We start from the raw sequence: 22,754 nt of genomic DNA on the forward strand, positions 1-22,754 counted from the left end.
GAAAAAACTCTGCGTTGAATGAAACAGAACAGAGGTATAACATAAAGATGAAGCTTTTGGGGGTGTAAAGATGAAGTATATGTTCATCCTTTTCCTTCTGCTGTTCGTTACAGCAGGATGTGAAGGAAAAGGATACGAAGACGTGGTAGCATTTGGTGACAGCAATACACGCGGCTCTAATTGGGATTATCGTGACTATCCAAAAGCGCAGCAGTGGGTCAATGTATTAAAAACGGCTGAACGCGGGAATCTTGATATTCTCAACGCAGGAATTGGAGGACAAACGACTGAAGATGCCCGTTTACGGTTTCAAACAGATGTACTCGATCAAAAACCTAAGCATCTTTTTATTATGTTTGGCACTAATGACGCAGGGATTCTGGCTGAAGGAAAGCCAAGAGTGTCAAAGCTGCGTTTCAGAGAGAATCTGGTTTACTTTATAAAAGAAAGCAGAAAACACGGCATCAAGCCTGTTTTAATGACGTGTATCCCTATTATTGAAGGAAACGGGAAGCATCACCTCTTTTACTATTCCAGGTATAAAGCGGCTGCTTTTGAATCAAAAGGCGGGGCGAGAAAGTGGCATAACTCATACAATGATATTACAAGAGATGTCGCGAAACATATGAATGTGCCTCTCGTAGACAACTGGAAGCACTTTATAGAAGCAGACGGCGGAAAAGCTACTGATGAAGCACTTATCCAATCCGGCTTGATAGATCCTTCTGGCAATCATATGACACCTAAAGGGGCAAGGGTAGTTTATGAAGGAATACAAGATGGGCAGGTCCTGAAGCGCTGATCCGGACAAAGGCCTAAGCCGTTTTATTTCTACTACATAGGCTGTTATAGAAACATTTTTAAGGAGGCGCGCTTCACATGTGCAGCGGTTATTTATACACGTATCCTTTCGGCGGCTGGCCATATGGCGCAAGCAGAGCATACGGATACGCTTTTATCGTTGTTTTGATTGTTGTTCTCCTGATTGTGGGTGGAGTGTATTGGTTCACATGAAATCCAGCCCTGAAAACACCTCTTTTTAGGGGTGTTTTTTGCTGAAAACAGTAGTAAAGCGCGTAACTGAAGTGATATAATATCAGTCATCTGAGTAAAAAAAGGAAATACGCCCGGAAAAAATAGACAAATTCCTATTAAGAAGATACGGAAATAATATGTCCGAGCGATCTTCTTTTTATTTCGTTTTCGATTAACTCGATAAAGTCGCGGTTTAAATTCATTTCGGTGGCTTTGAAATAAGATTCTATTAATAATTCATCAGACAATTTTCTCATGCTAGGAACCCAATTAATGGGAGAGACACCTCCTTCATAGTTGGAATCATTCATGACTTTGTGACATACATTTATAGGTTGCGTTCATCTGAAGCTGAAGATTATCTTTAATCTACCATGAATTGCATATAAGAACAATCGTTCTGTTATCCACACCAAAAAGTGGATAACTTGTGAGTATCGTGTTTATAATTTGTCAAAAGAGTGATGTAATAAGAGTGGATAGTGTGTGTAAATTTATCCACACCTGGTGAAGAAACCCAATTTTTGTCGAAATTTTTTTGCTCAGTTTTTCTTTAAGCGCAAGTTCGATTTTTTTCGACATGAATTTTAAGAGAAAGAAAAGGGAAGGGTGCGGGTTTTGTTAAAAAAGTTTTTTTTACCTGACGAGTTTGTTAAAAATATTTTTCATATTACACCTGAAAAATTAAAGGAACGAAATGTAAAAGGAATTATCACTGACCTGGATAATACACTTGTTGAATGGGACAGACCAAACGCGACGCCGCGATTGATCGAGTGGTTTGAAGAAATGAAAGAGCACGGCATTAAAGTGACGATTGTCTCTAATAATAATGAGCGAAGAGTAAAACTTTTCTCGGAACCGCTCGGCATACCATTCATCTATAAAGCAAGAAAACCGATGGGCAAAGCCTTTAATAGAGCAGTGCGCAATATGGAGCTGAAAAAAGAGGACTGTGTTGTCATCGGAGACCAGCTGCTGACTGATGTACTCGGCGGGAACCGTAACGGCTACCATACGATCCTGGTCGTGCCTGTCGCTTCCTCGGATGGCTTTATTACGCGCTTTAACCGCCAGGTCGAACGCAGAATACTGAGTGCTCTCAAACGAAAAGGGCACATTCAGTGGGAGGAGTAAGAATGGAAAAGGTTGTTTGTATCGGCTGCGGAGTCACAATCCAAACCGAAGACAAAAATGGTCTGGGATACGCGCCGCCGGCTTCGCTTTCTAAAGAAAGTGTAATTTGCCAGCGCTGCTTCAGACTGAAAAACTACAATGAAATACAAGACGTTTCCTTAACGGATGATGACTTTTTAAACATCCTCCATGGAATTGGAGAAACGGATTCTCTCGTTGTTAAAATTGTTGATATTTTTGATTTTAACGGCAGCTGGATTAATGGATTGCAGCGCTTAGTCGGAGGCAATCCTATATTGTTAGTCGGAAACAAGGCAGATATTCTGCCTAAATCGCTCAAAAGAGAACGGCTGATCCAGTGGATGAAGCGCGAGGCGAAAGAGCTTGGCTTAAAACCGATTGACGTATTTTTGGTCAGTGCGGGACGCGGCCAGGGGATCAGAGATGTCATTGATGCGATTGAGCATTACCGTAACGGCAAGGATGTTTACGTTGTCGGCTGTACCAATGTTGGGAAATCAACGTTCATTAACCGGATTATTAAAGAAGTGTCAGGTGAAGACAACATTATCACGACATCCCAATTCCCGGGCACAACTCTTGATGCTATTGAAATTCCGTTAGATGACGGCTCTGCGCTTTATGATACACCGGGAATCATCAATCACCATCAAATGGCGCACTATGTAAACAAAAAGGATTTAAAAGTACTCTCGCCCAAAAAGGAACTGAAGCCGCGCACATTCCAGCTAAACGATCAGCAAACGCTGTATTTCGGCGGACTGGCAAGGTTTGATTATGTTTCAGGTGAAAGAGCTGCCTTTGTCTGCTATATGCCGAATGAATTAATGATTCACAGAACGAAACTGGAAAATGCAGACGCGCTTTATGAAAAGCACGCAGGAGAATTGCTTACACCGCCGGGAAAAGATGATATGGATGAGTTTCCAGAGCTGGTTGCCCATACGTTTACGATGAAAGAGCAAAAGACAGATATCGTTTTCTCTGGGTTAGGCTGGGTAACGGTGCATGACGCGAATAAAAAAATAACGGCTTATGCGCCAAAAGGCGTTCACGTATTTGTTCGGCGCTCATTAATTTAACAAAAAGGGGAGAGGAGTATGAAGAAGCTGTACGGGGTTATCGGAAATCCGATTGCGCATTCCATGTCGCCGGATATTCATAACGCGGCTTTGGAGGATCTTGGTTTGGACGGACACTACCATGCATTTAAGGTGGAAGAGAATAGTCTGGAAGATGCGGTAAAAGGGATAAGAGCTCTTGGTGTACAGGGCATCAATGTGACTGTTCCGCACAAGGTTTCCATCATGGATCATCTCGATCATATTGATGAGAGCGCAAAAGTGCTTGGTGCCGTTAACACTGTCAGAAGAGAAGGAGACAAGCTTGTCGGATATAATACAGATGGAGAAGGCTTTGTGAAATCTTTAATGAGAATTTTGGACAAACCAATCTCCGAACTGTCTTTCTTAATGATCGGCGCGGGCGGGGCAGCCAGAGCGATTTTTACAACGATCGTCCGCGACAATCCGGAAAAGTTTGATATTTGCAACCGAACGATAGAAAAAGCCAAACAGCTCGCAGAATCTGCTCCCTCGTTCCGCAATGCAGAAGTGTTAAGCATAAAAGAAGCAGAAGAACGGCTTGAGCAGTATGATGTAATGATCCATACAACATCTGTAGGCATGTATCCAAACGTGGAAGATATTCCGCTTTCATTGCAGCGTGCTGCAAGCAGTGCGGTTGTTTGCGATATCGTGTATAATCCGATTCAGACTTCACTATTAAAAGAAGCGAAGCAAAAAGGTTTGAAAACACTGGATGGAGTCGGCATGTTTGTTGAGCAGGCGGCATTGTCTTTCCGCTTGTGGACGGGACATGAGCCTGATGTTGAAAAAATGAGATCTATTGTAGTAGAGAAATTAGGAGGAAAATAATGTTAACAGGAAAACAAAAACGTTTCTTGCGTTCAAAAGCGCACCATTTAAGCCCGATTTTTCAAGTAGGAAAGGGCGGAGTCAATGACAACATGATTAAACAAATTTCTGAAGCGCTTGAAGCGAGAGAGCTGATTAAAATCAGCGTTCTTCAAAACTGCGAAGACGATAAAAATGATGTTGCGGAAGCTCTTGTAAAAGGAAGCCGCGCACAGTTGGTTCAGACGATCGGCAATACGATTGTTTTATATAAGGAATCAAAGGAAAATAAACAAATCGAGCTTCCTTAAGGTGGTTGAAATGAAGAAAATCGGAATTTTCGGAGGCACGTTTGATCCTCCGCATAACGGTCACCTTTTAATGGCGAATGAGGTGCTGTATCAGGCGGAGCTCGACGAAATTTGGTTTATGCCCAATCAAATTCCTCCGCATAAACAGGATGAAGACTATACAGACAGCACTCATCGGGTGGAAATGCTGAAGCTTGCTATTCAGTCTAATCCATCCTTTAAGCTGCAGCTGGCTGAAATGGAAAGAGAAGGGCCGTCATATACCTTTGATACCGTTTCTTTACTAAAGCAGCGATATCCGAATGATCAGCTTTTCTTTATTATCGGTGCTGACATGATTGAATACCTGCCGAAATGGTATAAGCTGGACGAGCTGCTGAACCTTATTCAATTTATCGGAGTAAAGCGCCCCGGTTTTCATGTTGAAACCCCTTATCCGCTTCTCTTTGCAGACGTTCCGGAGTTTGAGGTATCATCGACTATGATAAGGGAACGGTTTAAAAGCAAGAAGCCCACTGACTACTTAATCCCTGATAAAGTGAAGAAGTATGTAGAGGAGAATGGTTTATATGAATCGTGAGGAGGCACTTGCCTGCGTCAAGCAGCAATTGACCGAGCATCGATATATCCATACAATTGGCGTAATGAACACGGCGATTGAACTTGCGGAGCGCTTTGGCGCCGACTCCAAAAAAGCGGAAACGGCGGCTATCTTTCATGATTACGCCAAATTCCGCCCGAAAGAAGAAATGAAACAAATTATAGCCAGAGAAAAAATGCCCGCGCATCTGTTGGATCACAACCCGGAGCTGTGGCATGCTCCGGTCGGCGCTTACCTAGTCCAGAGAGAAGCGGGAATTCATGACGAAGATATTCTTGACGCGATCAGATATCATACCTCTGGGCGTCCGGGCATGACGCTTTTGGAGAAAGTCATTTACGTTGCTGATTATATTGAACCAGGCCGTAAATTTCCCGGTGTCGATGAGGTGCGTGAACTTGCAGAAACGGATTTGAATCAAGCATTGATTCAGTCGATCAAAAATACAATGATTTTTCTAATGAAAAAAAATCAACAGGTTTTCCCAGATACATGTTTAACTTATAACTGGCTTGTGTCTGGCAAATGAACAGGAGGAATATGTGAATGAATCAAACGTCCATTTTAAAGATTGCAGCTGCGGCTTGCGACGATAAGCGGGCAGAGGATATATTAGCACTGGATATGGAAGGAATTTCTCTGGTTGCGGATTATTTTCTGATCTGCCACGGTAATTCAGAAAAACAAGTGCAGGCCATTGCGCGTGAAATCAAGGACCAGGCTGAAGAAAACGGCATTGAAGTCAAAAAGATGGAAGGCTTCGATGAAGCAAGATGGGTATTAGTTGACCTTGGGGATGTCATTGCCCATGTGTTTCATAAGGACGAAAGAAGCTATTACAACCTGGAAAAACTGTGGGGAGACGCTCCGCTCGCAGACCTGGAACTTGGATTGAATCAATGATTTACCAAGGCTTTGCAAGCGTGTATGACGAGTTAATGTCTCACGCACCTTACGACAAATGGACAAAATGGATTGAAGCATCTCTACCGGAAAAAGGCCGTATTCTCGATTTGGCATGCGGCACCGGAGAGATTTCAATCCGGCTTGCCGAAAAAGGCTTTGAAGTCACCGGGATTGATCTCAGTGAAGAAATGCTCTCTTACGCCCAGCAAAAAGTACCAGCTAAACAGCCGATTCTTTTCCTTCAGCAGGACATGAGAGAGATTACCGGATTTGAAGGCCAGTTTGACGCGGTTGTGATCTGCTGTGACTCCTTGAATTATTTAAAAACGAAAAATGACGTAATGAATACCTTTAAAAGTGTATTTCAGGTGCTGAAGCCCGACGGCATATTGCTGTTTGATGTTCATTCACCGTATAAAATAACCGAGGTTTTTCCTGGGTGCACGTTTGCTGATCAGGACGAAGATATCAGCTATATTTGGCAAAGCTTTGCCGGAAGTGAAGAGCTTTCCGCCATTCATGATATGTCATTTTTTGTTTGGAACGGAGAGACGTACGACCGCTTCGACGAAACACATGAGCAAAGAACGTTCCGAGTGGATGAATACGAAGAAATGCTGGCTAGCTGCGGCTTTCAGCTTCATAAGGTCACCGCTGATTTTACCGATTCAGCGCCGTCACCACAATCTGAACGCCTGTTCTTTAAAGCGCAGAAATCAAAAACCATCGTTTACTAAGACGATGGTTTTTAAAATGCCTTTTTACCCTTTTGCATACAACAAACGGCTATGCCATACTTGTTTACACATGAAACTGCTTCTTCACCGCGGAAATATCCTCTTCGTACTTCAAATGCGTATTTTGAAACACCCGATGAAACATATCCTGTACACCGCTTTCGAGTGCTTTAATGCCTTCTCCTGTCACGCCGCCTTTTACGCAAACCTTTTCCTGTAATGCAGGAAGGGTATACAATTCGGTTTCTAACAGTTTTCCCAGCCCGACAAGCATTTCTTTACACATGAGAACAGCGTCCTCTTTAGACACTGACGTTTCCGTAACGGCTGCATCTATAAACCGTTGAATCAGATAGCTCATAAAAGCGGGTCCGCAGCTTACGATATCTGACGCTACTCTTGTGATGTCACTTTCAATTTGCAGCGGATTAGAAATGTGCTTCATCAGCTCGATGATTTTTGTTTTTGCTGCCTCTCCGCAGCTTTTACCGTAGGTGACAAGAGAAACGCCAGCAAGCGCCCGGTTTGTAATACTCGGGATAACTCGTGCCACCTGACATGGCACATACTGTTCCAGCTGATCAGTCTGAAGCGGGCTTGTAATTGAAATGAGAATGTGATCCTTAGTTAAATAAGGGACTGCCCTTGACAATAATGGATATATATCAAGCGGCTTTACACAGATGAAAATGATCTCATTTTCTGCAACAAGCTTTTCAAGGCTCTCTGTTACGTTTAAGCTGTTGTAACGGTTTTTTATCTTCAGCGCTTTTTCAATTGTGCGGTTTGTGATTGTGATGTTTGAGGGATCGGCTGCTCGTGATTCAATGAATGATTCTATAAGGATCGTACCCATATTTCCAGTGCCGATAAAGCCAATCTTCAATGATTTCCCCTCCTTTGAGCTATTATCCTCTAAACCATATGTGATAAAGAAACAAAATATGACGAAAGCGGGGCGTATGCAAGTTGAATTGGTTGAATCAACATAAAACGATAATCATGTCAGCGGGCTCTGCTGCTGTTCTCATTGCAGTTCTTTGCCTCTTTTTTTTCAGCGGACATAACAAAGAGCCTGTAAAACAAGTTGTATCTAGTGAAAAGGAAAATACCGAGGTCAAGCAGGAAGCAACAAAAGACAAAGCGGAAGAAAATATTGTAATTGATATAAAAGGCGCTGTTAAGCATCCCGGCGTTTATGAAATGCATACGGGAGACAGAGTATCGCAGGCTATTGAGAAAGCAGGCGGCATTGGTGAAAAAGCAGATGAAACGCAAGTGAATTTGGCGGAACTTTTACAGGACGGTACAGTGGTGTATATACCGAGTGAGGGAGAAGAGGCGGCGCAGCAAGCGGCCGGCGGCGCTGTACAAAGCAGTAAGGGGAAGGAGACATTGGTCAATATCAATACAGCAACATTAGAGGATTTACAAAACATTTCGGGAGTAGGGCCTTCAAAAGCTGAAGCGATTATTGCATATCGGGAAGAGAACGGGCGTTTCCAAACAATTGAAGATATCACAAAGGTTTCGGGAATTGGCGAAAAATCTTTTGAAAAAATAAAGTCTTCCATTACAGTAAAGTGAATTGACGGTCATGCATGATGATAGGTAAACTAAAGAACAGGCAACACACATTTGGAGGGAACAACGTGGAACGAATTTCATGGAATCAATATTTTATGGCTCAAAGCCATTTACTGGCACTGCGCAGCACCTGCCCGAGATTGTCTGTCGGCGCTACCATTGTCAGAGATAAACGCATGATTGCAGGAGGCTATAACGGATCAATCGCAGGCGGCGTACATTGCGCGGACGAAGGATGCTTAATGATAGACGATCATTGCGCGAGAACGATTCACGCGGAAATGAATGCGATACTTCAATGCGCTAAATTTGGAGTGCCGACAGATGGAGCGGAGATATATGTCACGCACTATCCGTGTATTCAATGCTGTAAGTCTATCATTCAAGCCGGTATCAAAACAGTATATTACGCTGAGGATTATAAAACACATCCGTATGCCCAGGAGCTATTTGAGCAATCAGGCGTTACGGTTGAACAGGTTGAACTCGATGAAATGATCGTTGATCTGAAAAACAGAGAAAAGCTTTCATTTGTAGCGGGGCTTTTAGAAAAATTAGCGGATGCCGGTCTTGCAGAGGAAGATTTGAAGAAAATACATGAACAGGCTAATCAACTTTTTACGAGTTATGTGTGATTGATGCGGAATTCGCGTCTATTATTGCCTTTGGCGGCAGCTTCAGCAACGGCTGGAATTGCTGCCGCCTCTTATTTCTCCGCTGTCTTTCTCTTCTTCCTCTTTCTTCTTATTGTGTCAATCAAAACAAGGCACGCTCCACTCATTTTTGTTTGTTTATTCTCTTTTGTACTCAATTTTGCCCTGTTTAAGATCACAGATTCTCAAAATACTTCTTCGTATCAGCAGGGAAGCTATGACTTCAAGGCGGTCATTCATAGTATTCCTAAAATTGACGGGGATCGGATGTCTATGCTGATCAAGACGCCCGATGGCGAAAAATGGGCTGCCTCTTATCGGATTCAGTCTTTAGCTGAAAAAGAAAAACTGTCACATCTAGAGCCGGGTATGGCATGCGAATTGACTGGTGCTTTGGAGAAGCCAAAACAAGCAACAGTGCCGGGAACATTTGATTATCAACAGTATCTTTACCGGCAGCATATTCATTGGAGCTATTCTGTCACATCTATTGGAAATTGCAGCGAGCCTTCAGATGTCCGGTATAAGCTTCTCAGTTTGAGAAAATACATCGTATCATTCACGAACACACAGCTTCCGCCAGATTCAGCAGGAATCGTACAGGCGCTTACAGTAGGTGAAAGATCTTACTTGGATGACGATGTGCTTAATGCTTACCAAAGTCTAGGTGTTGTCCATCTGTTAGCCATCTCAGGACTCCATATCGGGATTTTGACAGCAGGCCTATTTTACGCAATGATCCGTCTGGGCATAACAAGAGGAAATGCGTCAATCCTATTGCTATTGTTTCTGCCGATCTATGTTATTTTGACAGGCGCAGCGCCCTCTGTTCTCCGAGCCGCTCTGATGTCGGGCATCTACTTAGCGGGAAGCCTTTTTCAGCAGCGGGTGAATTCTGCCGGGGTAATCTGTCTTTCGTATATTGTCCTCTTGCTTTTTAATCCCTACTACCTTTTTGAAGCTGGATTTCAGCTTTCATTTGCGGTCAGTTTTTCTTTAATTCTCTCATCATCTATTTTTCAGCATATCAAAACGAGTCTGGGACAGCTGACGATTGTATCTGTTATCGCCCAGCTAGGCTCACTGCCCATTCTTCTGTATCATTTTCAGCAGTTTTCTATCATTAGCATTCCAATGAATATGGTGTTGGTGCCTTTTTATACATTCTGTATTTTACCGGCTGCTATTATAGGAGTTATTCTATTATTTTTTTCAGCATCCGTCGGTCAATTTCTGTTCTATTGGTTTGATGTAATGATGACCTGGACCAACAGACTGATCACTAAAATCGCTGATATAGATATATTCACAATCATCATCTCACGTCCTGCACCTGCTCTTCTTCTCTTATTCACGCTCACTGTCATCATATTGCTTATGAGTATTGAGAAACCCTCATTTCTCCGGCTGACAGTGTCCACAAGCCTTTTTTGTGCAACACTTATCCTGCTCTTTGTTTTCCCTTATGTTAGTTCCGACGGAGAAGTAGATATGATTGATATCGGTCAAGGTGACAGTATGTTTGTCAGTGCACCGTATCAGAAAGGCCGCGTTTTAATTGATACGGGAGGCACTTTGTCTTATTCGTCAGAGCCTTGGCGCGAAAAACAGCATCCTTTTTCACTGGGGGAAAAGGTGCTGATCCCTTTTTTAACGGCAAAGGGCATCAAGCAGCTTGATGCGCTGATACTGACGCACGCAGATCAAGATCATATCGGAGAGGCAGAGGTTTTGCTGAAGCATCATAAAGTGAAGCGTCTCATCATTCCGAAAGGATTTGTTTCTGAATCGCATGATGAGAAGGTGCTGCGGACTGCCAGACAGGAGGGGGTGGCAATTGAAGAGGTGAAGCGGGGTGATGTATTGCAAATAAAGGACTTACAGTTTCATGTGCTGTCACCGGAAACGCCTGATCCGGCAAGTAAAAATAATTCTTCTCTCGTTCTATGGATGAAAACAGGCAGGCTCAGCTGGCTCCTGACGGGTGATCTGGAAAAAGAGGGGGAACAGGAGGTTATCAATGTGTTCCCGAATATAAAAGCGGATGTGTTAAAGGTAGGGCATCATGGAAGCAAGGGCTCGACCGGTGAAGAATTCATCAAACAGCTTCAGCCCAAAACGGCGGTCATCTCAGCGGGTGAAAACAATAGGTACCATCATCCGCATCAAGAGGTTCTTCAATTGTTAAAGAGCCGATCCATCCGTGTGCTGCGCACGGATCAAAGCGGCACGATCCAATACACGTACAAAAACGGATCTGGAACCTTTTCTGTTTATCCTCCATATGATACATCAGATATGACAGAGACGAATTAAAAAAGACTGCCGAGAAATCAGCAGCCCGGACAGTCGTGTTATGAACCAACCAGGTGAATAACCGTTGCCATGACAAACAATAAGGCGAAAAATCCGAAGGACACAACAAAACCAACCGCTGAATCTACAGCATCATTTCGTTTGCTTTGAACGTTTTTTTCAAAATCATTCAATTTCATCCCCCCTGACTGACTTAAGTATAATGGAATCGTTTTGAAAAATCTAGAAGCTAAGGTAACGTTTTCTGTTCTGGTGATTATCGCCTTTTTACAAGCTGTCCCGGGGGCTTGCGAACAGGCGTTTAATATAAATGGGGAAGCAGCTGTCAGGCTTCCTCTTTACTATTTTGCAAACACAATTTAGGATAGAAGGGGATGATGAAAGAGAGGAAGTCGTACAACAATGGTATTTGATGTGTGGAAAAGCCTGAAAAAAGGAGAAGTCCATCCGGTTTATTGTTTATACGGAAAAGAGACGTATCTGCTCCAAGAAACCGTCAGCAGGATCAGACAGACTGTGATTGATCAAGAGACAAAAGATTTCAACCTGTCTGTTTTTGATTTGGAAGAAGACCCGCTGGATCAGGCGATTGCCGACGCTGAAACGTTCCCGTTTATGGGGGAGCGGCGCCTTGTCATTGTGAAAAATCCATATTTTTTAACGGGTGAGAAAAAGAAAGAAAAAGTTGAGCACAACGTCACCGCGCTTGAATCGTATATACAATCACCGGCACCATATACGGTCTTTGTTCTGCTTGCGCCTTATGAAAAACTGGATGAGCGGAAAAAACTGACCAAAGCGCTAAAAAAACAGGCGTTCATGATGGAGGCAAAGGAATTAAACGCGAAGGAAACGACAGACTTTACGATCAATCTGGCGAGAACCGAGCAGAAAACGATCGGTACCGAGGCGGCAGAGCATTTGGTTTTGCTTGTAAACGGGCATCTGTCATCTCTTTTTCAGGAGATTCAGAAACTCTGCACGTTTATTGGAGACCGTGAAGAAATTACGCTGGATGATGTGAAAATGCTTGTGGCGAGAAGCCTGGAACAAAATATCTTTGAACTGATTAATAAAATCGTCAATCGGAAACGAACTGAGAGTCTGCAAATTTTTTATGATTTGCTCAAACAAAATGAAGAACCGATCAAAATTATGGCTCTTATATCGAACCAGTTCCGGCTGATCCTGCAGACGAAATATTTTGCGGAACAAGGGTACGGCCAAAAACAGATTGCCTCTAATTTAAAGGTGCATCCATTCCGGGTAAAGCTGGCGATGGATCAAGCGAGACTTTTTTCAGAAGCCGAGCTCCGGTCTATTATTGAACAGCTTGCCGTTATGGACTATGAGATGAAAACCGGGAAAAAGGACAAGCAGCTTTTACTAGAGCTTTTTCTCTTGCAGCTGTTAAGTAGAAATGAAAAAAACGATCCTCAATTATGAGGATCGTTTTTGTTTTATGCAGAAAGTCCGTTCACTTTTTTCGCTAGTCTTGATTTGTATCGAGCTGCGGCATTTTTGTGTACAAGACCTGTTTTCACTGCTTTATCAATACGTTTAGCTGCTTCAGTAAGAGCAGTTTTCGCTTTGTCAGCTTCGTTGTTTGCAACAGAAGCTTCAACTTGTTTGATTGCAGTACGCATAGCAGATTTGATTGTCGCGTTATGAGCGCGGCGTTCGTTATTAGTTTTTGTACGTTTAATCGCTGATTTAATGTTTGGCATGTGTTTCACCTCCTAAGATACAACCTGTAGCACAGTGTCTTAAGGTTAAATCTTCTTCACAATAGAACAAATTGTATTCTATCAAACACACCTTTAGATTGCAATATAAATGTAAAGTATTTTTCATTGAAGGAATGCTTTTAAGCATGATTCATTTTATAAATGGAAACAATATGGATACTGAATATCGAAGGAGGCCCTGTATGAAAAAGAGTGAGCTGGATGTAAATCAGTATTTGGTACGTACGGATTTAGCGGTTGAAACGAAGGAAGCCATGGCTAATCAGCAGGCTGTGCCTGCAAAAGAGATAAAAGGTTTTATCGAAAAAGAACGCGATCACGGCGGAATAAAAATCCGCACTGTTGACATCACGAAGGAAGGCGCTGAGCTTTCAGGAAAAAAAGAAGGACGTTATTTAACGATTGAGGCCCAAGGGATCAGAGAAAATGACTCGGAAATGCAAGAGAAAGTCTCTGCTGTATTTGCGGAAGAATTTTCAGCCTTTCTGGAAAGCCTTAAGATCTCAAAGGATGCAAGCTGTTTAATTGTCGGCCTCGGCAACTGGAATGTGACACCTGATGCGCTCGGTCCGATGGCTGTAGAAAATCTATTGGTGACAAGACATTTATTTAAACTCCAGCCTGAAAATGTGCAGGAGGGCTACAGGCCTGTCAGCGCATTTGCTCCTGGTGTCATGGGAATTACAGGCATCGAAACAAGCGACATTATTAAAGGGGTAATCGAACAGTCAAAACCTGATTTTGTGATTGCCATTGATGCACTTGCGGCACGTGCGGTAGAAAGGGTCAACACAACCATTCAAATATCAGATACAGGAATTCACCCGGGGTCAGGCGTCGGAAATAAACGTAAAGACTTGAGCAAGGACACCCTAGGCGTACCTGTCATTGCAATCGGTGTACCGACGGTCGTTGACGCGGTAACAATTGCCAGCGATACGGTTGACTACATATTAAAGCATTTTGGCAGAGAAATGAGAGATGACAGTCCGTCGAGATCGCTTGTTCCGGCGGGGATGACGTTTGGGAAAAAGAAAGTGCTTACTGAAGAGGATCTTCCCGACCCAAAACAGCGTCAATCGTTTCTCGGCATTGTCGGGACTCTTGAAGAAAACGAAAAGCGGCAGCTCATTCATGAGGTGCTGGCGCCTCTGGGCCATAATTTGATGGTCACGCCGAAGGAAGTCGATTCATTTATTGACGATATGGCAAATGTGCTGGCAAACGGATTAAATACAGCGCTACATGAAAAGGTGTCTCAAGAAAACAAAGGCTCCTATAATCACTAAACGGTTCTACTTCCTCTAGCTTGTTCATAGAGTAATTACTAGACAAGCGCTGGAGGGATTCAATGAGAAATAAACGCAGAAACAGACAAATTGTTGTTGCGGTGAATGGCGGGAAAGCGATAAAGGCGATCTTTCTATTTATCGCAAGCCTAGTAGTGATTTTTGTTTTATCTGGTGTGCTGACGTCTCTCCGGCCGGAACTCAGGCCTTCGTCTGACTCTTTTTACGGGATTGCCGACGAACTGCCGGGTGACGTATTTGCACACTTGCTGCGGATGGAAAACCATTATTTCGCTTCTGACCTTTCTCAAACCGACAGTTCATTTCATCTATCACGTCTTTCTTTAAAGCTGGCGACAAGTATTAATCTCGAAGATCCGCGAAGTTTTCTTGGACGCGAGCTGCCTGGGTTTGCGCAATTTGACACAGAAATTCTTTTAGCGGGACAAGGAACCGATTATACAAACATGCCGTCGGAATCCCCGCCGCCTTCAAAGGTGATGCAGGAAGAAAGAGAAGCGAATTTGGCGGAGATTGAAAAACAGCAGACGCAAACAGACAATACGCAAAAAGACCCGCCAAAACAAACAACCGGCGATAAGAAGGTTGTCTTTATCTATCACACGCATAATACGGAATCTTATCTCCCGCTATTAAAAGGTGAAACCGACCCCGATATGGCGCGTCATTCTAAAGCTAACGTCACCCTCGTGGGGGACATGTTCGGAAAAGCGCTGCAATCTCAAGGTATCGGAGCCACAGTTAACAAAACGGATATACAGGCAAAACTGAGCAAAAAAGGTTTGAATTATGCCAGATCCTACGATGAATCAAGGCCGGTCGTACAGGAAGCCCTTGCGTCAAACAAAAATCTGCAATATATCATTGACATCCATAGAGACTCCAGGCGCAAGAAAAATACGACGGCAACCATTAAAGGGAAAAGCTATGCCCGGGTGGCGTTTGTGGTCGGCAAAAAAAGTAAGAATTTCGAAGAAAACTACAAAATTGCAAGTGAGCTTCACAAGCTGATGGAGAAAAAATACCCGGGACTCAGCACAGGGGTCTTTTCTAAAGGCTCACCAGGCGATAACGGAGTTTACAACCAAGACTTAAACGACAGAGCGCTGTTGCTTGAATTCGGCGGAGTGGATAACAATCTCGAAGAGCTGCAGCGGGCGGCTGACGCAACCGCTGACGTATTCAGCGAAATGTACTGGGATGCTGAAAAGGTTAATGCTGAAAGCGGCGAGACGAAAAAACAATAAGAAATAGGTGGTCGAGTTGATTGCATATCTTGGCAAATGCTTGCTTCTTGTGACGATGATGTTTATAGGCGTCCTGTTCGGCATGCAGCAGGCGAATAACGGCATGCTGAGCATGAAAGGCTATCATGATCCTTCACTGAAAGGCGCGTTTACGCTCACAGACGGAGAAAATAATGAAAAAGAAGCGACCGTTTTAGGGGAAACAGTAACCTCGAAAGATTTAGAAGAGAAACAAAAAGAGCTGGAACAGGTGGAAACCTTTAACGTTTTCTCTAAAGCCGGAAAAACGCTTTCTGACACAGTGACCAACACAGCCCAATCGATGTATGAATGGGTACGGGATATGAGAAAATAAGTGCTTGAAAGAGAAAAGCAGCCCCAGTATGAGAGGGAACTTTTCTCTTTCTTGTTTTACATTGAATCTTTACAATCCTATTGATATAATCTAAGCTAGTGTATTTTGCGTTTAATAGTAGGAGTGATAGATTGTGACAGATAAAGAAAAGCGTTTAGAGAGGCAGTCGAGAATTCGGAATTTCTCCATCATCGCCCATATTGACCACGGAAAATCGACCTTAGCGGATCGTATTTTAGAAAAAACGTCGGCAATCACTCAACGAGAAATGAAAGAACAATTGCTTGATTCTATGGATCTTGAACGCGAACGGGGCATCACCATTAAATTAAACTCTGTTCAGCTTAAATACAAAGCGAAAGACGGAGAGGAATATATTTTCCACCTGATTGACACACCGGGACACGTCGATTTCACATATGAAGTATCCCGAAGCCTTGCTGCCTGCGAAGGAGCGATACTTGTCGTGGATGCGGCGCAAGGAATTGAAGCGCAGACGCTTGCGAACGTTTACTTGGCGCTTGATAATGACCTTGAAATTCTTCCAGTTATTAATAAAATCGATCTGCCAAGCGCAGAGCCGGAACGTGTTCGCCAAGAGGTGGAGGACGTCATCGGCCTTGACGCATCGGAAGCCGTGCTCGCTTCAGCAAAAGCCGGGATCGGGATTGAAGAGATATTAGAGCAGATCGTGGAAAAGGTGCCTGCTCCGACCGGAGATCCAGAAGCGCCGCTTAAAGCGCTGATCTTCGACTCGCTTTATGATGCTTACCGCGGTGTCGTGGCTTATATAAGAGTTGTTGAAGGAACGGTAAAGCCGGGGCAAAAAATCAAAATGATGGCAACCGGCAAAGAGTTTGAAGTGACAGAAGTCGGTGTGTTTACGCCAAAAGCAACTCCGACAGATGAACTGACCGTCGGTGATGTAGGCTTTTTAACTGCTGCGATCAAAAATGTCGGTGACACACGCGTCGGTGACACGATAACAAGCGCGGCCAATCAGGCTGCCGAAGCATTGCCTGGGTATCGCAAGCTGAACCCGATGGTGTATTGCGGTTTGTATCCGATCGATACGGCCAAATACAATGATTTAAGGGAAGCTCTTGAAAAGCTGGAGTTGAATGATTCATCGCTTCAATATGAAGCAGAGACATCCCAAGCGCTCGGATTCGGTTTCCGCTGCGGATTTTTAGGTATGCTTCACATGGAAATCATCCAGGAGCGGATTGAGCGTGAGTTTAAAATCGACCTGATCACAACAGCACCGAGTGTTATCTACGATGTGTATATGACAGACGGCGAAAAGGTTGTTGTCGACAACCCGTCCAACATGCCTGACCCACAAAAGATCGAAAGAATCGAGGAGCCGTATGTTAAAGCGACAATGATGGTGCCGAACGATTATGTCGGTGCGGTGATGGAGCTTTGCCAAGGAAAACGCGGCAATTTTATCGACATGCAATATTTAGACGCAAATCGTGTCAGCATTGTCTATGACATGCCATTAGCGGAAATCGTTTATGAGTTTTTTGATCAGCTGAAATCAAGCACAAAAGGCTACGCGTCCTTTGATTACGAACTGATCGGCTACAAACCGTCTAAACTTGTCAAGATGGACATTATGCTGAACGGAGAAAAAATCGACGCCCTTTCATTTATCGTGCATCGCGATTACGCGTACGAACGCGGAAAAGTAATTGTAGAAAAACTGAAAGAGCTTATTCCGCGCCAGCACTTTGAAGTACCGATTCAAGCGGCGATCGGCCAGAAAATCGTGGCCCGCTCTACCATTAAAGCAATGCGTAAAAACGTATTGGCTAAATGTTACGGCGGAGACATCTCGCGGAAACGGAAGCTTCTTGAAAAACAAAAAGAAGGAAAACGCCGAATGAAGCAGGTCGGCTCAGTTGAAGTGCCGCAAGAAGCATTTATGGCGGTCCTGAAAATGGACGACAGTCCGAAAAAATAATAGAAGCTGCCGCAGTCCTGTACTGCGGCTTCTTTCTGTAAAGAAGGTGAATACATTGAAATCAGCTTATATCCATATTCCATTTTGTGAGCATATTTGCCACTACTGCGATTTCAATAAATATTTTATTCAAAGCCAGCCCGTCGGCGAGTATTTAAACGCACTCGAGAAGGAAATGATAAATACGATAGAAAAAACGGGGCAGCCTGATTTGGATACGATTTTTATCGGAGGAGGCACGCCGACATCCCTCTCAGAGGACCAGCTCAAAAAATTAATGGACATGGTCAGCCGTGTGCTGAAGCCTTCAGACACTTTAAAGGAATTCGCTGTTGAGGCGAACCCGGACGACCTATCGGCAGAAAAACTGAAAATACTCAAGGAAGCGGGCGTTAATCGTTTAAGCTTCGGTGTGCAAACATTCGAAGACGACCTTCTAGAAAAAATCGGACGGGTGCATAAACAAAAAGACGTATTTGCCTCTTTTGAACGTGCAAGGGAAATTGGTTTTGAAAATATCAGTCTCGATTTGATGTTCGGTCTTCCCGGACAAACGCTTAAACATCTGGATCATTCTTTAAAAACTGCTTTATCCCTGAACGCAGAGCATTATTCCGTTTACTCTCTCATTGTAGAACCGAAAACGGTATTTTATAATTTGATGCAAAAAGGGCGGCTTCATCTGCCGGCGCAGGAACAGGAAGCCGAAATGTACGAAACGGTGATGAGCCGGATGGAAGCTGCCGGTATTCATCAATATGAAATCAGCAATTTTGCAAAACAAGGCATGGAATCTAAGCACAATCTGACGTACTGGAGCAACGAGGAATATTTCGGTTTCGGAGCAGGAGCCCACGGGTATATCGGCGGAATTCGAACGGTAAACGTCGGACCTGTTAAACATTACATTGACCTGATAGCTGAAAAAGGTTTTCCTTACCGGGATACACATGAAGTGACGATGGAAGAACAAATTGAAGAAGAGATGTTTTTAGGATTAAGAAAAACATCCGGCGTCAGCAAAAAACGGTTTGAAGAGAAATACGGTCGTTCTCTTGATAAACTTTTTCCCGGCGTTTTAAAAGAGCTTTCTGAAAAGGGACTGATTCTTAACACAGAGTCTGCCGTTTGTTTGACTCATCAGGGAAAATTATTGGGTAATGAAGTTTTCGGCGCTTTTTTGGGTGAGTTATAATTGACATTTTTCTTGTGGTTTGATACTTTTGTTATAGATTTAGCACTCGCTTGTTGAGAGTGCTAACAGAGGTGATGATGATGTTAACAAATCGTCAGCTGCTGATCCTTCAGGTCATAATCAACGATTTTATTAAATCGGCGCAGCCGGTCGGATCTAGAACTCTTTCGAAAAAAGATGAAATCACATTTAGCTCTGCAACAATAAGAAACGAGATGGCTGACTTGGAGGAACTGGGCTTTATTGAGAAAACCCACTCTTCCTCAGGACGTGTTCCGTCGGAAAAAGGGTACCGGTATTATGTTGATCATTTGCTGTCGCCCGTCAAACTGACAAAAACCGACCTAGACCAAATCCACTCGATCTTCAAAGAAAAAATATTCGAGCTGGAAAAGACAGTTCAAAAATCAGCAAAAATTTTGTCCGATCTTACGAATTATACGTCTATCGTACTCGGGCCGAAGTTGAGCGAGAATTATCTTAAACAGATTCAAATCATACCGATTCAGCCCGATAAAGCGGTAGCCATTCTCGTTACCAATACGGGGCATGTGGAAAACAAAACGATTAATTTTCCAACCAAAATGGATCTGTCTGATATTGAAAAGCTGGTAAATATACTGAACGACCGTTTAACCGGTGTTCCGATGGATGAACTGAATGAACGCATTTTTAAAGAAGTTGTCATGTACTTAAGGCAGCACATTAAGAGCTACGACAACATACTTGAAGCGCTGCGGTCAACATTTCATTCGACAAGTCACGTTGAAAAATTGTTTTTCGGCGGGAAAATCAATATGCTGAACCAGCCCGAGTTCCATGATATCGGCAGAGTGCGGTCGCTGCTTTCTCTAATCGAAAAGGAGCAGGACGTCTTGAAGCTCGTCCAATCTTCAGATACAGGCATTTCGATTAAAATCGGAAAAGAAAACGACTATGAAGAGATGGAAAACTGCAGCCTGATTACAGCCTCTTATTCAGTAGATAAGAAGCAAATAGGCTCAATTGCGATCATCGGACCAACCCGCATGAATTATTCACGGGTCGTCAGTCTGCTTCAGCATGTGACTTCAGACTTGTCAAAAGCATTAACAAGTTTGTATGATGAGTAAGGGAAATTTGGCAAATTTTATCGAAGGGCATCACCCGCCCTTCTCCTTACACTTTTGAGGGAGGTGAACACAATGTCAGAAGAAAAACAAACCGCGGAACAAAACGAAACAGAAGAGCAAGAAGTAATCGAAGAACAAGCTGCCGCTGAAGAACAGCAGGAAGAAACAAACGAAAGCGAACTTCTTCAAAATCAAATTAACGAATTGCAAGGTTTGCTTGAGGAAAAGGAAAACAAACTTTTGCGTGTTCAAGCAGACTTTGAAAACTATAAACGACGCAGCCGCTTAGAAATGGAAGCGTCCCAGAAATACCGTTCTCAAAACATCGTTACTGAATTGCTGCCGGCTCTTGACAGCTTTGAAAGAGCGCTTCAGGTTGAAGCCGACAATGAACAGACGAAAAGTTTGCTCCAAGGAATGGAAATGGTCCACCGCCAGCTCGTAGAAGCCTTGAATAAAGAAGGCGTAGAAGCAATTGAAGCTGTAGGACAGGAATTTGATCCGAACCTTCACCAAGCCGTTATGCAGGCTGATGATGAAAACTACGGCTCCAACATTGTCGTTGAGGAAATGCAAAAAGGCTACAAGCTGAAGGATCGCGTCATTCGCCCTTCCATGGTAAAAGTGAATCAATAATTACATAGCAGGAGGTTATTCAAGTGAGTAAAGTTATCGGAATCGACTTAGGTACAACAAACTCATGTGTGGCAGTACTTGAAGGCGGCGAGCCTAAAGTTATTGCTAACGCTGAAGGAAACCGCACAACTCCATCAGTTGTCGCATTCAAAAACGGCGAACGCCAAGTAGGGGAAGTGGCTAAACGCCAATCTATCACAAACCCTAACACAATTATGTCTGTCAAACGCCATATGGGTACAGATTACAAAGTTGAAATTGAAGGAAAAGATTACACTCCTCAAGAAGTGTCTGCTATCATCCTTCAACACCTTAAATCATACGCTGAAAGCTATCTTGGCGAAACAGTATCAAAAGCAGTTATCACAGTTCCTGCATACTTTAACGATGCTGAGCGTCAAGCGACAAAAGACGCTGGTAAAATCGCAGGTCTTGAAGTAGAACGTATCATCAACGAGCCGACTGCAGCAGCGCTTGCATACGGACTTGATAAAACAGATGAAGATCAAACGATCCTGGTATACGACCTTGGCGGCGGTACATTCGACGTTTCCATCCTAGAACTAGGCGACGGTGTATTCGAAGTTCGTTCAACTGCCGGTGACAACCGTCTGGGCGGAGACGATTTTGACCAAGTCATCATCGACCATCTTGTGTCTGAATTCAAAAAAGAAAACGGCATTGATCTGTCAAAAGACAAAATGGCGCTTCAGCGTTTGAAAGACGCAGCTGAGAAAGCGAAAAAAGATCTTTCCGGCGTATCTTCTACGCAAATTTCTTTACCGTTTATCACAGCTGGAGAAGCAGGACCGCTTCACCTTGAACTTACATTAACTCGCGCTAAATTCGAAGAGCTTTCTTCTCATTTAGTAGAGCGCACAATGGGCCCTGTCCGTCAAGCGCTTCAAGATGCAGGACTTTCTGCAAGCGAAATCGACAAAGTCATCCTTGTCGGCGGATCAACTCGTATTCCTGCCGTACAAGAAGCAATCAAAAAAGAAACTGGAAAAGAAGCGCATAAAGGCGTAAACCCGGATGAAGTTGTAGCGCTTGGTGCAGCGATTCAGGGCGGCGTTATCACTGGTGACGTAAAAGACGTTGTTCTTCTTGACGTTACACCGCTTTCTCTCGGTATTGAAACAATGGGCGGCGTGTTCACAAAACTGATCGACCGCAACACAACAATTCCGACAAGCAAATCACAAGTGTTCTCAACTGCTGCTGATAACCAAACAGCTGTTGATATCCATGTTCTTCAAGGTGAGCGCCCAATGTCTGCCGACAACAAAACACTCGGCCGCTTCCAGCTTACTGATATCCCGCCAGCACCGCGCGGCGTGCCTCAAATCGAAGTTTCTTTCGATATTGACAAAAACGGTATCGTAAACGTAAGAGCAAAAGACTTAGGCACAGGAAAAGAACAAAACATCACAATCAAATCTTCTTCAGGTCTTTCTGATGATGAGATCGAACGCATGGTAAAAGAAGCGGAAGAAAATGCTGACGCTGATGCGAAGAAAAAAGAAGAAATCGAAGTCCGCAACGAAGCAGATCAGCTTGTTTTCCAAACTGAGAAAACATTAAAAGATCTTGAAGGCAAAGTGGACGAAGAACAAGTGAAAAAAGCCAACGATGCCAAAGACGCTTTAAAAGCAGCGATTGAGAAAAACGAATTTGAAGAGATCAAAGCGAAAAAAGATGAGCTTCAAGCAATCGTTCAAGAGCTTTCTATGAAGCTTTACGAAGAAGCTGCTAAAGCTCAGCAAGCTCAAGACGGAGCAAACGCTGAAGGCAAAGCTGATGACAACGTTGTTGACGCTGAATACGAAGAAGTAAACGACGACCAAAACAAAAAATAAGTTTCTTTCTGAGTCAGCCCGCTTTTGGGCTGGCCGAAAAGAACATATTTCATAATCTGATTCAATGGTTAGAAAGTCAAAGTCAGGCATCTCTTGGCTTTGA

At 43.5% G+C, this 22,754-nt stretch carries 27 protein-coding genes; 23 read left to right on the plus strand and 4 right to left on the minus strand.

Going from position 1 to position 22,754, the window contains the following annotated elements; translation table 11 throughout:
* Positions 1–70 precede the first annotated feature (70 nt).
* Both LNN34_RS02340 and LNN34_RS21910 read left to right on the plus strand, forming a co-directional pair.
* A complete protein-coding gene (locus tag LNN34_RS02340) occupies positions 71–802 on the plus strand; it encodes an SGNH/GDSL hydrolase family protein (RefSeq protein WP_044154481.1) in 732 nt (243 codons plus the stop codon).
* Between the two features lie 77 nt (positions 803–879).
* A complete protein-coding gene (locus LNN34_RS21910) occupies positions 880–1,014 on the plus strand; it encodes a hypothetical protein (protein WP_267476603.1) in 135 nt (44 codons plus the stop codon).
* Between the two features lie 137 nt (positions 1,015–1,151).
* Here LNN34_RS21910 and LNN34_RS02345 read toward each other — a convergent pair whose 3' ends face one another.
* Positions 1,152–1,292, minus strand: a complete 141-nt coding sequence (locus tag LNN34_RS02345) for a sporulation histidine kinase inhibitor Sda (RefSeq protein WP_003226124.1) — start codon at positions 1,290–1,292, stop codon at positions 1,152–1,154.
* Between the two features lie 361 nt (positions 1,293–1,653).
* Here LNN34_RS02345 and LNN34_RS02350 point away from each other — a divergent pair, with 361 nt between their 5' ends.
* The 8 genes from LNN34_RS02350 to LNN34_RS02385 are packed head-to-tail and all read left to right on the plus strand — an operon-like array spanning position 1,654 to position 6,664.
* The gene (locus LNN34_RS02350; protein WP_003226126.1) at positions 1,654–2,172 is read left to right on the plus strand and encodes a YqeG family HAD IIIA-type phosphatase; all 519 of its coding nucleotides are present in this window, start codon (positions 1,654–1,656) and stop codon (positions 2,170–2,172) included.
* Between the two features lie 2 nt (positions 2,173–2,174).
* On the plus strand, positions 2,175–3,275 hold the full coding sequence (gene yqeH / locus LNN34_RS02355; RefSeq protein WP_059293568.1) for a ribosome biogenesis GTPase YqeH: 1,101 nt from the start codon (positions 2,175–2,177) through the stop codon (positions 3,273–3,275).
* 18 nt (positions 3,276–3,293) lie between these two features.
* Entirely contained in the window at positions 3,294–4,130 is an 837-nt protein-coding gene (gene aroE, locus LNN34_RS02360) for a shikimate dehydrogenase (RefSeq protein WP_229042644.1), read from the plus strand.
* On the plus strand, positions 4,130–4,420 hold the full coding sequence (gene yhbY / locus LNN34_RS02365) for a ribosome assembly RNA-binding protein YhbY (protein ID WP_024122118.1): 291 nt from the start codon (positions 4,130–4,132) through the stop codon (positions 4,418–4,420). The genes aroE and yhbY overlap by 1 nt, the downstream gene beginning before the upstream one ends.
* 10 nt (positions 4,421–4,430) lie before the next feature.
* The gene (locus LNN34_RS02370) at positions 4,431–5,000 is read left to right on the plus strand and encodes a nicotinate-nucleotide adenylyltransferase (RefSeq protein ID WP_010335014.1); all 570 of its coding nucleotides are present in this window, start codon (positions 4,431–4,433) and stop codon (positions 4,998–5,000) included.
* Entirely contained in the window at positions 4,990–5,550 is a 561-nt protein-coding gene (gene yqeK / locus LNN34_RS02375) for a bis(5'-nucleosyl)-tetraphosphatase (symmetrical) YqeK (protein ID WP_024122116.1), read from the plus strand. Before LNN34_RS02370 ends, yqeK begins: the two co-directional genes overlap by 11 nt.
* A gap of 17 nt (positions 5,551–5,567) precedes the next feature.
* A complete protein-coding gene (rsfS, locus tag LNN34_RS02380) occupies positions 5,568–5,924 on the plus strand; it encodes a ribosome silencing factor (protein WP_229042645.1) in 357 nt (118 codons plus the stop codon).
* On the plus strand, positions 5,921–6,664 hold the full coding sequence (locus LNN34_RS02385) for a class I SAM-dependent DNA methyltransferase (RefSeq protein ID WP_044154485.1): 744 nt from the start codon (positions 5,921–5,923) through the stop codon (positions 6,662–6,664). Before rsfS ends, LNN34_RS02385 begins: the two co-directional genes overlap by 4 nt.
* A gap of 64 nt (positions 6,665–6,728) precedes the next feature.
* On the opposite strand, the gene comER is transcribed toward LNN34_RS02385, so the two are convergent.
* Complete coding sequence (gene comER / locus LNN34_RS02390) at positions 6,729–7,550, minus strand: late competence protein ComER (protein WP_059335445.1); 822 nt, start codon at positions 7,548–7,550, stop codon at positions 6,729–6,731.
* Between the two features lie 83 nt (positions 7,551–7,633).
* Here comER and LNN34_RS02395 point away from each other — a divergent pair, with 83 nt between their 5' ends.
* The 3 genes from LNN34_RS02395 (at position 7,634) to LNN34_RS02405 (ending at position 11,220) form a co-directional block, all read left to right on the plus strand.
* The gene (locus LNN34_RS02395) at positions 7,634–8,251 is read left to right on the plus strand and encodes a helix-hairpin-helix domain-containing protein (RefSeq protein WP_229042646.1); all 618 of its coding nucleotides are present in this window, start codon (positions 7,634–7,636) and stop codon (positions 8,249–8,251) included.
* Positions 8,252–8,316: 65 nt separating this feature from the next.
* A complete protein-coding gene (locus tag LNN34_RS02400) occupies positions 8,317–8,886 on the plus strand; it encodes a ComE operon protein 2 (protein WP_044154488.1) in 570 nt (189 codons plus the stop codon).
* A 3-nt stretch (positions 8,887–8,889) separates the two neighbouring features.
* Positions 8,890–11,220: a DNA internalization-related competence protein ComEC/Rec2 gene (locus tag LNN34_RS02405; protein ID WP_229042671.1), complete on the plus strand. Its 2,331-nt coding sequence runs from the start codon at positions 8,890–8,892 to the stop codon at positions 11,218–11,220.
* Between the two features lie 38 nt (positions 11,221–11,258).
* On the opposite strand, the gene LNN34_RS02410 is transcribed toward LNN34_RS02405, so the two are convergent.
* A complete protein-coding gene (locus LNN34_RS02410; protein ID WP_010335005.1) occupies positions 11,259–11,393 on the minus strand; it encodes a YqzM family protein in 135 nt (44 codons plus the stop codon).
* Between the two features lie 40 nt (positions 11,394–11,433).
* On the opposite strand from LNN34_RS02410, the gene LNN34_RS02415 reads away from it, so the two are divergent.
* Positions 11,434–11,583, plus strand: a complete 150-nt coding sequence (locus tag LNN34_RS02415; RefSeq protein ID WP_125825438.1) for a hypothetical protein — start codon at positions 11,434–11,436, stop codon at positions 11,581–11,583.
* Positions 11,584–11,622: 39 nt separating this feature from the next.
* Positions 11,623–12,666 carry a DNA polymerase III subunit delta gene (gene holA, locus LNN34_RS02420; protein WP_229042647.1) on the plus strand — a complete coding sequence of 348 codons (1,044 nt, stop codon included), beginning with the start codon at positions 11,623–11,625 and terminating at the stop codon, positions 12,664–12,666.
* A gap of 14 nt (positions 12,667–12,680) precedes the next feature.
* On the opposite strand, the gene rpsT is transcribed toward holA, so the two are convergent.
* Positions 12,681–12,947 carry a 30S ribosomal protein S20 gene (gene rpsT, locus LNN34_RS02425; protein ID WP_010335003.1) on the minus strand — a complete coding sequence of 89 codons (267 nt, stop codon included), beginning with the start codon at positions 12,945–12,947 and terminating at the stop codon, positions 12,681–12,683.
* 203 nt (positions 12,948–13,150) lie between these two features.
* On the opposite strand from rpsT, the gene gpr reads away from it, so the two are divergent.
* From gpr to dnaK, 8 genes are all read left to right on the plus strand, one after another.
* Entirely contained in the window at positions 13,151–14,257 is a 1,107-nt protein-coding gene (gene gpr / locus LNN34_RS02430; RefSeq protein WP_044154490.1) for a GPR endopeptidase, read from the plus strand.
* A 62-nt stretch (positions 14,258–14,319) separates the two neighbouring features.
* Complete coding sequence (gene spoIIP / locus LNN34_RS02435; RefSeq protein WP_044154491.1) at positions 14,320–15,525, plus strand: spore autolysin SpoIIP; 1,206 nt, start codon at positions 14,320–14,322, stop codon at positions 15,523–15,525.
* A 16-nt stretch (positions 15,526–15,541) separates the two neighbouring features.
* Entirely contained in the window at positions 15,542–15,880 is a 339-nt protein-coding gene (locus LNN34_RS02440; protein ID WP_044154492.1) for a YqxA family protein, read from the plus strand.
* A gap of 133 nt (positions 15,881–16,013) precedes the next feature.
* Positions 16,014–17,849: a translation elongation factor 4 gene (gene lepA, locus LNN34_RS02445; RefSeq protein ID WP_044154493.1), complete on the plus strand. Its 1,836-nt coding sequence runs from the start codon at positions 16,014–16,016 to the stop codon at positions 17,847–17,849.
* A 55-nt stretch (positions 17,850–17,904) separates the two neighbouring features.
* On the plus strand, positions 17,905–19,044 hold the full coding sequence (gene hemW / locus LNN34_RS02450; protein WP_202657401.1) for a radical SAM family heme chaperone HemW: 1,140 nt from the start codon (positions 17,905–17,907) through the stop codon (positions 19,042–19,044).
* An 80-nt stretch (positions 19,045–19,124) separates the two neighbouring features.
* Positions 19,125–20,156, plus strand: a complete 1,032-nt coding sequence (hrcA, locus tag LNN34_RS02455) for a heat-inducible transcriptional repressor HrcA (RefSeq protein WP_229042648.1) — start codon at positions 19,125–19,127, stop codon at positions 20,154–20,156.
* Between the two features lie 72 nt (positions 20,157–20,228).
* Positions 20,229–20,792, plus strand: coding sequence for a nucleotide exchange factor GrpE (gene grpE, locus LNN34_RS02460; RefSeq protein ID WP_101864549.1), 564 nt, complete (start codon positions 20,229–20,231; stop codon positions 20,790–20,792).
* Positions 20,793–20,815: 23 nt separating this feature from the next.
* Complete coding sequence (dnaK, locus tag LNN34_RS02465; protein WP_024122102.1) at positions 20,816–22,651, plus strand: molecular chaperone DnaK; 1,836 nt, start codon at positions 20,816–20,818, stop codon at positions 22,649–22,651.
* Positions 22,652–22,754: the final 103 nt, after the last annotated feature.

The sequence above is a fragment of the Bacillus sp. AF23 genome, assembly GCF_020861455.1.
Classification (GTDB): domain Bacteria; phylum Bacillota; class Bacilli; order Bacillales; family Bacillaceae; genus Bacillus; species Bacillus halotolerans.